General features: G+C 52.3%; 11 protein-coding genes. 4 read left to right on the top strand and 7 right to left on the bottom strand.

The genetic code is table 11. The features are described 5' to 3' along the window. Nucleotides 1–35: 35 nt before the first annotated feature. The gene (gene cbiD / locus NDA02_RS03145; RefSeq protein ID WP_190793939.1) at nucleotides 36–1,172 is read right to left on the bottom strand and encodes a cobalt-precorrin-5B (C(1))-methyltransferase CbiD; all 1,137 of its coding nucleotides are present in this window, start codon (nucleotides 1,170–1,172) and stop codon (nucleotides 36–38) included. Nucleotides 1,173–1,328: 156 nt separating this feature from the next. Between cbiD and moaA the strand changes: the two genes are divergently transcribed. Next, nucleotides 1,329–2,318 (top strand): GTP 3',8-cyclase MoaA, encoded by a 990-nt coding sequence (moaA, locus tag NDA02_RS03140; RefSeq protein WP_190793938.1) that lies wholly within the window; start codon nucleotides 1,329–1,331, stop codon nucleotides 2,316–2,318. 137 nt (nucleotides 2,319–2,455) lie between these two features. Here moaA and rpsD read toward each other — a convergent pair whose 3' ends face one another. Beyond that, nucleotides 2,456–3,064 carry a 30S ribosomal protein S4 gene (rpsD, locus tag NDA02_RS03135; protein ID WP_190793937.1) on the bottom strand — a complete coding sequence of 203 codons (609 nt, stop codon included), beginning with the start codon at nucleotides 3,062–3,064 and terminating at the stop codon, nucleotides 2,456–2,458. Nucleotides 3,065–3,586: 522 nt separating this feature from the next. Between rpsD and NDA02_RS03130 the strand changes: the two genes are divergently transcribed. Beyond that, nucleotides 3,587–3,808, top strand: a complete 222-nt coding sequence (locus NDA02_RS03130; protein WP_190793957.1) for a DUF4327 family protein — start codon at nucleotides 3,587–3,589, stop codon at nucleotides 3,806–3,808. A 66-nt stretch (nucleotides 3,809–3,874) separates the two neighbouring features. Here the strand turns inward: NDA02_RS03130 and NDA02_RS03125 are convergent, their stop codons facing one another. Continuing rightward, nucleotides 3,875–5,866: a serine/threonine phosphatase gene (locus tag NDA02_RS03125; protein ID WP_199296779.1), complete on the bottom strand. Its 1,992-nt coding sequence runs from the start codon at nucleotides 5,864–5,866 to the stop codon at nucleotides 3,875–3,877. 398 nt (nucleotides 5,867–6,264) lie between these two features. On the opposite strand from NDA02_RS03125, the gene folP reads away from it, so the two are divergent. After that, nucleotides 6,265–7,146 (top strand): dihydropteroate synthase, encoded by an 882-nt coding sequence (gene folP, locus NDA02_RS03120; protein ID WP_190793935.1) that lies wholly within the window; start codon nucleotides 6,265–6,267, stop codon nucleotides 7,144–7,146. A gap of 10 nt (nucleotides 7,147–7,156) precedes the next feature. On the opposite strand, the gene NDA02_RS03115 is transcribed toward folP, so the two are convergent. From NDA02_RS03115 to NDA02_RS03100, 4 genes are all read right to left on the bottom strand, one after another. Then, nucleotides 7,157–8,008 carry a stomatin-like protein gene (locus NDA02_RS03115; RefSeq protein ID WP_190793934.1) on the bottom strand — a complete coding sequence of 284 codons (852 nt, stop codon included), beginning with the start codon at nucleotides 8,006–8,008 and terminating at the stop codon, nucleotides 7,157–7,159. Between the two features lie 115 nt (nucleotides 8,009–8,123). Then, nucleotides 8,124–8,585: an NfeD family protein gene (locus tag NDA02_RS03110; protein ID WP_190793933.1), complete on the bottom strand. Its 462-nt coding sequence runs from the start codon at nucleotides 8,583–8,585 to the stop codon at nucleotides 8,124–8,126. Between the two features lie 454 nt (nucleotides 8,586–9,039). After that, the gene (locus NDA02_RS03105; RefSeq protein WP_199296778.1) at nucleotides 9,040–10,950 is read right to left on the bottom strand and encodes an alpha/beta hydrolase; all 1,911 of its coding nucleotides are present in this window, start codon (nucleotides 10,948–10,950) and stop codon (nucleotides 9,040–9,042) included. Between the two features lie 250 nt (nucleotides 10,951–11,200). Beyond that, on the bottom strand, nucleotides 11,201–12,331 hold the full coding sequence (locus NDA02_RS03100) for a glycosyltransferase (RefSeq protein ID WP_190790585.1): 1,131 nt from the start codon (nucleotides 12,329–12,331) through the stop codon (nucleotides 11,201–11,203). A 99-nt stretch (nucleotides 12,332–12,430) separates the two neighbouring features. Between NDA02_RS03100 and NDA02_RS03095 the strand changes: the two genes are divergently transcribed. Next, the gene (locus NDA02_RS03095; protein WP_348254383.1) at nucleotides 12,431–12,886 is read left to right on the top strand and encodes a TIGR00725 family protein; all 456 of its coding nucleotides are present in this window, start codon (nucleotides 12,431–12,433) and stop codon (nucleotides 12,884–12,886) included. Nucleotides 12,887–13,056: the final 170 nt, after the last annotated feature.

The following is a 13,056-nucleotide window of genomic DNA, read 5'->3' as shown; positions in this document are numbered from 1 at the left end:
AAACCCTTTCGTTAAACGTAATAATTTTTGAATATTTAATCCAGATTAACAAACCTGTGCAGCAATGTTGCGCCAATTTTGCTCTGTACTAGAATTTGCCGATCGCGATCGAACAGGACTGATCCCACCTGTACTAGCTGACTGCAGTGGATCTGGATATAGGCAGTAGCGCGGCGATCGATTTGCTCTGCGATCGAACCATAAACCTGATTAACCCAGTGACTTCCCTCCACCGCATCCAGCTTTCGCAGATATTGTAAAGCAGCCTCAGTCGTTGGACTGGAAAACACTGCCTGCACATCGAGAGTCGGCAGTCCCGAATTGGCACAGTGCGCTGCTAAGATTTCCTGCCGTCCGTCAGCGACATGATGATGCGTGTGAAAAATGCCGCCTGCCAGTTTAATCAGCTTGCCGTGATAGCCAAACAGCAGCACCGATCGCACCCCCTGTAAGCCTGCTTCCACCAGCATCGATCCCAGCCAGTTTGCCGTTTTAATTAGCCGATCGGCACTGATGCCCTGCTGCTCTGCCAGATCCAGCCCATTCTCACCAATACAAAAGACCAGCCCGTCATTTCGGTTGGCTCGCTGCTGAAGCTCCTGCCGAAACAGTTCAAGTTGTCCAGGTGCGCTGAGCGGTTGAGCGATCCCCGATGTTCCCAGCAGCGATAAACCCTCAACAACGCCAAAAGCCGCATTAGAAGTTCGCGTTGCCAGCGACCGACCCTGCGGCAAAATGATCGTCACTTGAATAGCGGTTTCTGGGGGTAGCCATGCTGCCAGATTGTAGTGCAGTAATCGCTGAGCATAGTCATAAATGGCAGGCTGATGGTTAGCGTAGATTTGTTTGCCGATTCCTTCGCCGCCTCGAATCACGATTAAATCTGATCCTTCGGGCATCAGCTCAACCAGTGCCCAGACGGGTGTATCTCGTGTCAGATCCAGATTGTCTCCGGGATCACTGCGGCTAATTGCTAAAGCAGCAGTGTCAGACAAAAGGGCAATTTGCTCGATCGCAATCTCAGCCGTTTCATCGGGTTCGATTAAATCGATCGATACTGAAGTCAGCGGAAATCGATCCTCTTCAAGCCATCGCAGAGCTGCAACTGCCGCAGCACAGGCAAAGACGGGTAGAGTATAGCCTGATTGAGGGGGAGAAACAGGGTCAAACAAGGGAGAGTAACAGATATTAATCAAGTAAAGTTGGGGGCACAGAATTAGGAAGACTAGGGATGCTCCCCACCTAGCTCAGCAAAAACAAGGGTTGCCATTCGTTAAGATAGGTCTATCTTCCCGTTTCATTTCTAAACATTAACTCAAGTTGCGCCTGTGAATCCTGTTGTTGATTACCTTCGCATTAGTCTGATCGATCGCTGTAATTTTCAGTGTCAGTACTGTATGCCGGAAGGAGCGGAACTGGAGTACATCCGCAAGCAGGAAGTTTTAACCGATGCAGAACTGCTGACACTGCTGCGCGAAGTGTTTATTCCCTGCGGCTTTAGCCGATTTCGCCTGACCGGGGGTGAGCCGTTGCTGCGTCCGCAGGTGGTGAGCCTGGTGCAGCAAATTGCCGCGCTGCCAGAAACTCAGGATCTCTCGATGACCACAAATGGCTTTTTGTTAGCAGACCTTGCACAAGGACTTTATGATGCTGGACTGCGCCGCATCAACATCAGCCTCGACTCCCTGGAACCTGAAGTATTCGATCGAATCATTGGCAACCGGGGCAGAACCCGCTGGCAGCAGGTCTGGAGCGGTATTCAGGCGGCGCATCGAGTTGGCTTTGATCCGCTCAAGCTGAATGTGGTGGTGATTCCAGGCGTGAATGACCATGAAGTGCTGGACTTAGCGGCACTGACGATCGATCGCCACTGGCACGTTCGCTTTATCGAGTTTATGCCGATCGGCAATGGGAATCTGTTTGGGGACAAAGGTTGGATTGATTCTGAAACCCTCCGGCAGCAGATTCACCAGCGGTGGGGCCTGGTTGAGGCACGGGTGCGGGGCAACGGTCCTGCGGATGTGTTTCAGATTCCAGGCGCAAAAGGAACGCTCGGCTTTATTAGTCAAATGTCAGAATGCTTTTGCGATCGCTGTAACCGGATGCGGCTCTCAGCGGATGGCTGGTTGCGCCCCTGCCTGCTAAATGAAACCGGACAAATTGATTTGAAAACTGCTTTGCGATCGGGGGTTTCCACCCGTGAGCTTTGTGCTCAGGTGCAGGTACTGCTTGACCTTAAGCCTGCAATTAACTTCAAACAGCGGGAGTCGGGCACAGTCGGAACCTATACCCGCACCATGTCCCAAATCGGCGGCTAAACGGCTAAAAATCAAACAAGCCCCCGGACTGACGGTGTCCAGAGGGCTTGCAGAAAACTTGTCTCGATGAACCGACTCCGCAGCCGCACGGAGACGATCGCTGACGACAATTTCGCCAAGAATTGCGATGGGAGAATTTAAGCCTGACGCGAGTAGTACTCAACCACCAGCAGTTCGTTGACCTGAAGCGCAACCCATTCGCGCTCTACGACGCCATTGACTTTACCTGTTATCTTGCCTTTATCAAATTCCAGGTGGCTGGGCAAGTGCGCCAAGCCAGGGAACTGTAAATTTGCCTCAACGAGCTTGCGAGAACGCTCTGTATCGCGCACTGCAATCACTTCACCCGGTCTGCACTGATAGCTGGCAATATTGACCACGCGACCGTTAACCGTGACGTGACCGTGATTCACCAGCTGACGCGCACTAGGAATCGTCGGAGCCATGCCCAACCGAAAAACGGTATTATCCAGCCGCATTTCCAGCAGTTGCAGCAGCACCAAACCTGTTGAACCCGCCGCACGACGTGCCTTACGCACATAGCGAAGGAGCTGTCGCTCAGAAACACCGTAGTTAAAGCGGAGTTTTTGCTTTTCTTCCAGTCGTACCGCGTATTCAGAACGCTTCTTGCGTGCTTGCCCGTGCTGTCCGGGGGGATATGCTCGTCGGGCACTCTTGCGGGTTAAACCGGGTAACTCGCCCAAACGACGCACAACTCTGAGGCGCGGACCTCGATATCGTGACATCTAGCTTCCTCTCTGTGTAAAACTTACCCAAAAGTATTATTCTAGCGGCTTTATGCAAAAGAGAACAGATCTGTTTGTAATTAATTCAGTCAACTTTGATTTGGTCTCGTTAATTTTGGACGGCTTCTCGCAGAATCAACTTGCTCAGGGCAGGCTACAGGCGTTAGTTCTTGGTGTTAGTTCTTAAAGATTGCTTTTATCTCAAATATCGCTTTTAAGCGATCGCCTCTTTGCGCTTTGCGCGATTGTTCCAATCTAGCTTCTTTGGTTGCTTCTTGATGATTAGTCTCGCTTACTGCTGACGGTCGCTTTCATTGTAATAAGCAATAATTCGCGAAAAATGCAGTGTGCGCCATCACAAAAATAGATTTGTGCTAGTATATGGAACTGGATAGAGGCTCCTGCTCTCACAAGACTGTGCGGCATGACACGCTCAACCGGAGCGGCACTGAGTTAATCAGCAGGGGCATAGACAGAAAAAATTAGAACATTTCCATAACAATAACCATGACAAAAGGTGTTATGAACCAGCAGGTTGCTCACCCGATGGAGAAATTGCAGCGACACGTTCGCTCGCTCGTTCAGTCAAACGTGCTGAAATCGACCGATCGCATCTGGAAAATTGCTTTTCTTTATGGCGACGATTGGGCGTTCTGGAAGCGCGAGCTAGAGGACTTTGACTTTTTAATGCAGGATACGATCGAATCCCTGCTTGCCGTTGAAACTTGGGAAGACGACGAATAAAACGCCCGGTTTTCTCTGGTTTTTCGCAATGTGCAGCTTCAGCTTCTGAACGCCCAGATAGACCTGTTAGGGCTGAGGTGAGTGGGCTTGCTCCAGCTTTTGCCCGAATAGCTCAACGTCGGGACGAACTTTAGCGCGAATCACCAGCGCAGTTACGTTATCGTGCCCGTTTTGCTCATTTGCTAGATTAATCAGTTGCGTCACCCCCTCTTCGAGCGAAGCCTGGGTTCGCAGCATTGGCTCCAGACAAGTTTGCCATTGCCGTTCGAGCAAATTGTTATCGGATAAGCCGTCAGAGCAAAGCAGCAATAGCAGGTCTTCTGTTAGTTCGAGGAACTTGACATCTGGATTAATAAAGTTCTCGTCTCGGGGACCAAGTGCCTGAGTAAGCTGATAAGCATCGGGACGGGCATAGGCGATCGACGGTTCAACGCCGCGCTGGATCTCACGCTGCCCGACTTCGTGATCGGTTGTAAGCTGCTCTAGTCCACGCGATCGACTGAGGCGATAAAGGCGACTGTCTCCCACATGGGCAATCGCCATCTCGGTGTTTTGGATCAGCACCAGCACCAGGGTCGTTCCCATGCGTCCGCTGCCCGATCGCTCGTCCTCTTGATTACGCTCGTAAATTGCCCGATTGGCTTGCATAATACCTTCCCGAATGCAGGCTTCGCTGGGGAGGTTATCCTGCCATTGGGCTGCAAAATATTGACTAAGCGTTTCAACCGCCAGTGCACTTGCCACTTCTCCGCCTGCATGACCGCCCATTCCGTCACAGAGAATGTAGAGTCCTTTTGCGTCCAGACTGCGACCCTGAGGCGTTTCGACTTTGCGGAACTCTGTCTGGATATTAAAGCAGTCTTCGTTGTGGTTCCGCTGCCGCCCGACATCAGTACTCGCTGCGTCTTCTAGACTAATTAGCTGCATTGGAAGGATGATCGTGGGCAATTCATCGTTTTCTGACTCCCCTTCCTCTTGTAGTGAAAGGTCAAATTGTGCTGCGCCTGGGACAGAGTTCAGGGCAGGCAGGCTAAACGGAACTGTGCTGTCTTCTGCGTCTGGCATGGCATTGGCGGGGAACGGTGGAGCCGTGTCATCCTCAGGGGAACTGTAGGAATCGAGCGGTTCAGTTCGGTCAGAGCTACTGGTCATATTGTCGTTGGTTTGCAGCAGAATGGCGATCGCTTCGATACGGGTACGTAACGCCTCAGCAGACGTGATTTTGCCGAGCATCAGCTCATGGTGTAACAGTGCCAGTTCTGTCCGATAGGTGTGCTGCGACTCCTGGAACAGCTGCTGCCACAGGTCTGCCAGCATTTTGATCTCAGTGGTTTGGTGAGATGGATCAAAATAAAGCCGTTGCAGACAAAGCAAATAGTCTTCGTCTACATACAGGTTTGCTAGTTCTAGAAGACTGCGGCAAGCTTGATGAGGTTCCAGCAAAGACCAGAGGGTCGCCATTTCGTGCAGCCAGTGCAGTATTTGCAGCGGCAAAACGGTTTCTTCTGCCCAGACTGCCTGGAGCTGAGGCAGGTGCGATCGATCGGCAAGCAGAATCACCGAAACCCCATTGGTTTGCCAGGCATCGTGAATATCAGGCAGTGCCAGAGAATGATAGTCGGTCTGCAGTTCCAGATAAGCGTTAACTTCAGGCGTAATGTGATCGCGTTGCAGCAGTTGGAGCGGGGTGGGTTGCAGGGGCTGACAGTCTAACACCCGCATGGTGAACTCTTGGGGCACGATTTGAGCCGCGATTGCTAAATCAGAGCATTTTTCGAGAATGCGATAGCGCTGCTGTTGATCCAGGTACTCGGCGGTTAGGTTTGGGGCGATCGAGGCAGTGGCAGTTTCCTCTGCGAATGCTTCCCGCGTACAAACGGCATACCAAGTCGTGCCTGTGAAGGTTTGACAGACAGGACATCGTTCAAGCTGAACCGAAACAAGCGTGCCACAGCCAGGACAGGACTGCTCAGCCAGCAAATGCCCACAAGCCTGGCAGAACCGATGCGTGTCTGGGTTTTCGGAAGAACAATTGGGACAAATCAGCATCAGAGCCATTCCTCTAATCCTGCGACGGTTGCTGAAAGAAGTTGCCTGTTGCGCCAGATGCTTCTCTAGAACGGAAACTGGAAAAGCATGACGAGAAAAAGCGCAACTTGATCCAGGTGATGCGATCGATGACCTGTGCCAGAGAGCTGATCGCCCTTCAGAATAGGTTTCCCGCCGGGACGGCTTCAGTTACTGCTTGCTGCACCGACTTATTGCACATTCTGCTGATTGCACATTCTGCACATGTTGATCGGTTGCAGGGCTGTAATTCCTGTCAACCATCAGCTTAACTTGCCATCGGCTCCACATTCGTTTAACTTCAACATTACAGCAATTGCCGCCATCGTCTCCGGTTCCGCCTGCCTTTGCTGTGATCTGAGGCGAGTCAGCCCAATTTTAGAGAATTTATGCCTGCCGCATGGACGTTGAGAGGTCAGCCCTGGGTATGGGGCGATCGAACCTATCTTATGGGAATTTTGAACGTCACACCCGATAGCTTTAGCGATGGGGGACAGTTTAACGCGCTCGATCATGCCCTGAAACAAGCAGATCATCTCGCTCGATCGGGGGCAGATATTTTGGATATTGGCGGACAGTCTACCCGTCCCCAGGCAGAAATCGTTTCGCTTCAGGAAGAACTCGATCGCGTCATTCCCGTGGTTCGCGCCATCCGCACCATTCAACCCACTTCTGCTGATTTAGCATCACCTGTTTTGAAGGAGATTCCAATTTCAGTCGATACAACGCGAGCGGAAGTTGCCCGGTCTGCCGTTGAAGCGGGAGCCGATTTGATTAACGATGTTTCTGGCGCAACTTATGATCCTGCTATGCTGCCGACCGTAGCTGAATTGGGTGTTCCAATCGTGCTGATGCACCTGCGCGGTACGCCGAAAACGATGCAGCAGTTAACCGAATATCATGACCTGCTGGGAGAAATCTACGAGTTTTTAGCCCACCGGATCGAGGCTGCGGTCAGTGCAGGAATTTTGCCCGATCGCATCATGATTGATCCGGGTATTGGGTTTGCAAAGACTTATGCTCAGAATCTAGAGCTGTTACGCGGTCTACCTCACCTTCGGTCGCTGGGCTGCCCAATGCTGGTTGGGACTTCTCGCAAAAGTTTTATCGGACATCTGCTGAACCAACCCGATCCGCAGCAGCGCGTTTGGGGAACTGCCGCGACCTGCTGTGCCGCGATCGAAGGCGGAGCCGATGTGTTGCGGGTGCATGATGTTCGCGAGATCCATGATGTCTGTCGCGTCGCAGATGCCATTTGGCGATCGAATTAAGCGATTCCGATCATGCGCCCTTGCCGGAGTCACCATTGTTGGAACGCTGTTCTGGCGTAGAAATGAGTTCAGATACCCCTTCGCTCAGGTCTCTGGGATTCATAAAGACCACTTTTGCGTTTGCACTTTGACCTAACTGAAGGTTGGCATCGACATATCTTTGAGCAACCAGGTAGCGCAGAATCTCTTCTCCTCTGGGCGTTCCTTGGACTGCCTCTGAAATGCGCTGCACTGACTCTGCGATCGCCGTTGCATTTTCGATCGCCGCCTTTTTGCGTCCGGCTGCCTCCGCTTCCATTGCCCGCTGTTCACTCTGGGATGCCCGCTCTCGCTCCAGCGCAGTTTTGATACTTTCGGGAAGCTGAATATCTTGCACTTCTACCCGCGTCACCTTCACGCCCCAGGGGTCAGTGGCTTCGTCCAGGCTTTCAGACAAAGAACGGTTGATGGACGCTCGCGAGGAATAAATCTCTTGCAGATCCATGCTGCCAATCTGCGATCGCAGGGTGGTGACGACCAGATTTTTCAGGGCTTCTTCAATATCTGTAATTTTGTAGTATGCCTGACGCAGCTCAAGAATTTGCCAGAAGATCACCGCATCAATCTTAATCGTTACGTTGTCTTTGGTGATAACGTTGCTGGGATCGATGTCGAGAATTTGCTCACGCATCGAAGCTTCGATCACCAGCTCATCAACGATCGGCAGCACCCAGAAGTTTAATCCTGCCGTCAGTGTGCGGTGATAGCGTCCCAGCCGTTCGACCAATGCCTGATTGCCTTCGTTAACACGCTTGACCGAACCAACCGTTGCCCCCAACACTGTCAGCACAACGGCAAAAACCCAAATCAAAGGAGAATACATAACCCTATTGGCGATTGAGCCAGCTACAACATTGTGCCTTCTAGTTCAAATATACCGTTAGCGATCGGTTTTAGTCCTGATTTTCGTCCTTCAGAGGGCTCTGTCCTGAGGCAATCTAGCTTTTGATTCGGGGACGATTGGAAAAGTCTTCAATCTCCTCTAGAAACGTGGTTGGAAGCACCATGAGCGTAAGTCCCTGCCGCCCCACCACATAAACCATTTGCCCTGGCGCAATGCTGATGTCAGAAATCTGGCAGCGCGCCCGCCACAGTGCCCCTTCATAAGACACTAGCCCAATGCCGCTTGGGGGAATCGTTTCCGTCACCGTTGCTTCCTGCGCCGGACTCAAATCAATCGATGCCTTTGGAACCATACCGCGCAGCACCACAATAAGGGCGATCGAGAGGATTCCCCAGAGGATGACTTGTACTGTTGCCGAAGCGAGGGAGAGTGCAGCAATGCCCGTGATTAACGCTGCAATTCCTATTGCCGCTGCGCTCGGTTCACCTGCCAGCGTCCCTGCCATCAGACACAGAAAGCCGACAAATAGCCATAGAGTAGAGGGAGGCAGGCTCATGATAAGAAATGAAGCGAGAAGACCTATTCGCTCACCTGGAAATGATTCTCTTGGAAATGATTTTCCAAGGCGATCGAACTTTTAGATCTCTGTAGAATGCTTCAAATTTAGCTGAAACTAAGGGCAATCGGGGGAAAAGTACGGTGATACTTAATTATTCAGAAAATCATGCCAAAAAGATCATTCACGAAGATATGAGTCTTTAGAGAGCTTGTCAGAGGAGGGTCGATCGGCATTTCACACGGCTACCTTTCACCCCTGGTTTCCCCTATTTAGGAAAAACTGAGCCTGGTTCAGTCAAACTCCTCCAAAATTGGGGAATTGAGGCGGCTGAAAAGAATAGAACGAGGCTGATTCGACAGGTGTACCCCGTAGCCCACTCTGGGGAAAGGGCAATTCGAGTCACAAATATGCCTTTTCAAGATGCCTTTTCAAACCTACTTTTCAGACTTGCTTAGGCTTCTGAAGTTTCTTTGGTCATCGGCGGCTTCCGGCGTTGTCTGCGTCTGAGCAGTTGCGTGGCTGCAAGCGGTAAGCCTCCGGGCAGGATAAACATGACGAGCGGCAGGTTATTCAGCAAGCAGTCGGGGTTCAGGTCGCACAGGTTTTGCTGCGCCGCCTGCTGACGCTGAGCTAGGGTGCCTGAGACGAGCTGCTCCATTGGCAGGGCAGCCACTTTCAGCCAGTTTGTAAAGTTTGGCGGCAGCGTAGCGTTTAGCCGCAGCTTCAGGTTTGCGGTCGAAAAAGATTGGGCATAGGCAGACGAGAGAAACGGCTTGTAGCGTTCTGCTTCGGGCGTGAGCTGTTTGATAAACGCGAGGCTGACCCCCTGCAAAAGCTGCCGCAGTGCCTTGGTTTCTTCATCGGGGCGTTCACGAACAAAAATGCTTTGGGTCAGAGAGTGGTTGAGATTTGCCGGATCGCCTACGCTAAGATGGGTTGCGCCGATCGCCGTCAACAGATACTTCTTGTCCGTCTTCAACTCGGTAAACGGCAAAAACTGCTGACTCACCGCAGGCGTAATCGCATCGTCTGTGCTGGCAAGCATCAGCGTTGGAACTGCCACCTGTGCCAAGCTTTTTGCATCAAACAATCGCCCGATCACCGGATTCAGCAAAATGGTTTGAGCAATTCTGCTATCGCGGAGCTTGCCGACCTGTTCGGGTAAATCTGCTGCATTGCACTGAAGCAGATCCGCAGGCGAAAAGGCGACTGGGTTTGGGTCATTGCAGAACTCGCGCAGGTGCTTGAGGTTAGGCTGTGCCCCTGCCAGTGCTAATGCCGTATAGCCGCCCAGCGAATGACCAATAATTGTGACCTGCTCGGTGTTGAGCTTGTCTCGGAGCCGACTGGAAAAGCGATTCATCTGCTGCAAGCGATCGAGCACAAAGCTGACATCCTTAGGACGATCGACAAACTCCGAGGCAGGCAGGATGGTACTCATCGCATTTACCCCAGCGTTATCCAGTGAGCTGCTGGTGAGCCAGGCAACGTTGCTGCCCGGATGCTCGACTGCGACAACCGTGATGCCATTCGATGCGAGATGATATGCCAGATAGCTGAGAAACCGCCGATCGGCTCCAAACCCGTGGGACAGCACGACCAATGGGCCCTGAGTGCGGCGACTCCAGTAGAGGTCAATGGGAATTGATCGATCGCGTTGATAGTCGCGCAGCGTCAGCGATTGCTTCCAGACCCACTGCTGCCCCATCTGAGCCGGATCAAGTTGTGAGCGGAAGGGCGAACTTTTCACCGTCAGCTCCCGTTCCAGCATTGAACTCAGGGTTTGGCTTTGCCAGTAGGGTAAGTTGACCTGCGAAGCAAGTGCCACCGCTGAAGCCGCATCCACCGTAACGGTCTTTTCCGGGAACGATCGCAGCAGCCCCAGGAGACTCATGCCATCCCGATGGCGAGCCGCTTGCATCAAAGTCGATCGAAGCTGCGCCGGATTCGCGCTGGGAATTGCCACTTGGAGGGTGTTGAGAAACCGCTCGCCCGAAGAGGAATACAGCAGGTCTTCCACGAGCTTATCGCCCACGTTTCGGTCTAGCTGCAGCCGACTGCGAAGGGCATAGCGCACCTGATCCGTCAGTAGCGGCGCGTAAAGGCGCAGGGTGGGGGGAACCTGTCCGGTTTGGGAAAACTGCTCTAGGTCAGAGATTTGAATTGACTGCTGAAAAGGACCAATCCGAATGGCAAGCTGTTCGGCGGCAAGTACGGGAGTTGTCATTCCACAGCCTAGCCCTAATCCTAAACCCCAGACCAGTCCTTTCATTCGCTGCCAGAAACGATAGCGGCGAGGGGCAACACAAGGCTGGAGCAGCGATGGGCACGGTCTAAATGGGAGGGGCTGATAGTCGGTCATGTTGGGGCAATGGAAAACAGCACGCGCTTTGAAAACTCAAACTGTTTAGAGTTGGAGCAAATAGAACAAGCCGCCCAGCCATTGGGAATTTTGAGCGCAGACCCCCTTGCAAAGGGATGGCTGGTGTGAGGCAGACCACCGACATCGACTTCTAGTATTTCTTGATCCTGCCGACCTCATCTCTATCTGTAACATTTTTGTAACAGGCTTTTTGATATTTTGATAACTGCGTCAGTTTTTCCTAAAGGTTTTAAAGGTTCTGTACGGTGGCAGTTTGAGGAAACCACTCGACCTGACAGGCGGCTTCAGGAAGGGCAGACTCCTGCTGTCCGATCGTGCGCCAGTGGCGGCACAGCAAGCCGATCGGTGTATCCATCACCGCATCAATCCAGGATTCTCCCTGCGATCGCTTCAGGCTTGAAAAACCCTGCTCAGTTACCGTCTGCCGCAGGACGATCGGAATCTCCTTGAGCAGCCATCGACTGAGTCGGTAAAAGGTTTCGCGCCGGGTTAAAGGCTGAGCCAGAGCTACACCGTGCAGCTCGTGCAAATAGCAATTCGATCGCCCGTAGCGCGTCCACTGATGCCGCAGCTCGCGCCAGGTTGAACGATGACGATGCTGGACGATCGCCTGTTCCGCAAACTGAAGCTGCCAAAAGCCCTGCTGCTGAATTCGCCAGCACAGATCCGCATCCCCCCCTGTGGTGAGCCAGGGACGGAATAATCCTGCTTGTTCTAAAGCTTGCCGCCGGACAGCTAAATTTGCCGTCTGCCCATAGGAATAAAACGAATGGGAGAGGGTATGACACTGAGACAGAATTTGATGGCGATCGGCGTACCGCTCAAGTAAGGAAGTTCCAGGAAGCGGTAAAATCTCGCCTGCGACAATGCCAATTTTTTCACTGCCAGCTTGTTGAAAAGGCTGAACCAGATGCAGCAGCCAATCCGGCTGAGGACGACAATCAGCATCGGTAAAGGCAAGAATTTCTCCGATCGCTGCCCGAATGCCGCAGTTGCGTGCCGCGTAGGAGCTTTGAATTTGAGTTTCAGATAGCACCCGGAGTTGAATCCGGCGATGCCAAGCAGGTTCCTCTATGGGATGAGCGGGATGATCGGTTTGGGAATCGATCGCGGGTACGGCGGGCGCGATTTCTGTCTGAGAAAACTGCGAAGCTGCTAATTCAAGTAGTTCCAGGGTGCGATCGCTGCTGCCGTTGTCAACCAGCAAATATTCGACGCGAGCGGCTGGATAAGTTTGTGCCTGTAGGCACTGGAGCAATCCGGGCAAATCTGCCTCGCCGTTGTAGATGGGCACAATCACGGAGACGAGCGGGAGCCGAGCTAGGGAAGTGTCAGGCAGCTTTGCATTCGCCAGAGCCATAACGTATAGCAGGATTGCGATAGGGTTGAATTCTGAATTCTCACAGAATGCCCAGATCGATTGGGCCTAGGATCAAATGAAGTAGAAATCTGTTGCGTAATGCGAAGAACAATCGTTGGAGTGATGGGACCAGGCGAAACGGCAACCGATCGCGATTGCCAGACTGCCTTTACCTTAGGTGAGCAGATTGCCCAGCGAGGCTGGATTTTGCTGACAGGCGGACGCGCGGTGGGCGTGATGGAAGCTGCCAGCCGTGGGGCGAAGCAAGCAGGCGGACTGACGATCGGCATTTTACCGGGAACCACTGATTATGGGATGTCTGAAGCGATCGATATCCCGATTGTGACTGGCATGGGCAGTGCCCGCAATCACATCAACATTCTCACCAGCAACGTGATTATTGCCTGTGGCATGGGAGCCGGAACGGCTTCAGAAGTTGCGCTGGCTCTGAAAGCCCAAAAGCCTGTGATTCTGATGAATGTCGATCGCCTCACAGCTCAGTTTTTTCGGCAGCTTTCAAGCAATGATCCAGCAGGAGGAACGACTCCCCATTGAATTTGGGTGGCAGAGCGTGTGGAAGAGGCGATCGAGCAAGTAGCAGCCATTCTAAAGAATCGAATCTAAAGAAATGTATCGAGTTATCTAGAACAAACCTAAAGAAATATATCAACTCGTTAAAAACAACCTTTAAAAACAATGAGTTATCTCCCATTTCGCCCGTCTGC

Source organism: Leptolyngbya sp. ST-U4, from assembly GCF_039962215.1.
Lineage (GTDB): Bacteria > Cyanobacteriota > Cyanobacteriia > Elainellales > Elainellaceae > Leptolyngbya_A.
Note: the sequence above shows the minus strand (reverse complement) of the source record. Positions and strands in the feature narration are given on the sequence as shown.

What these genes read in the sequence shown, in the direction of transcription:
- rpsD (WP_190793937.1), bottom strand. Translation starts at nt 3,064, where the DNA reads ATGTCACGATATCGAGGTCCGCGCCTCAGAGTTGTGCGTCGTTTGGGC.
- NDA02_RS03130 (WP_190793957.1), top strand. Translation starts at nt 3,587, where the DNA reads ATGAACCAGCAGGTTGCTCACCCGATGGAGAAATTGCAGCGACACGTT.
- NDA02_RS03125 (WP_199296779.1), bottom strand. Translation starts at nt 5,866, where the DNA reads ATGGCTCTGATGCTGATTTGTCCCAATTGTTCTTCCGAAAACCCAGAC.
- folP (WP_190793935.1), top strand. Translation starts at nt 6,265, where the DNA reads ATGCCTGCCGCATGGACGTTGAGAGGTCAGCCCTGGGTATGGGGCGAT.
- NDA02_RS03115 (WP_190793934.1), bottom strand. Translation starts at nt 8,008, where the DNA reads ATGTATTCTCCTTTGATTTGGGTTTTTGCCGTTGTGCTGACAGTGTTG.
- NDA02_RS03110 (WP_190793933.1), bottom strand. Translation starts at nt 8,585, where the DNA reads ATGAGCCTGCCTCCCTCTACTCTATGGCTATTTGTCGGCTTTCTGTGT.
- NDA02_RS03105 (WP_199296778.1), bottom strand. Translation starts at nt 10,950, where the DNA reads ATGACCGACTATCAGCCCCTCCCATTTAGACCGTGCCCATCGCTGCTC.
- NDA02_RS03100 (WP_190790585.1), bottom strand. Translation starts at nt 12,331, where the DNA reads ATGGCTCTGGCGAATGCAAAGCTGCCTGACACTTCCCTAGCTCGGCTC.
- NDA02_RS03095 (WP_348254383.1), top strand. Translation starts at nt 12,431, where the DNA reads ATGCGAAGAACAATCGTTGGAGTGATGGGACCAGGCGAAACGGCAACC.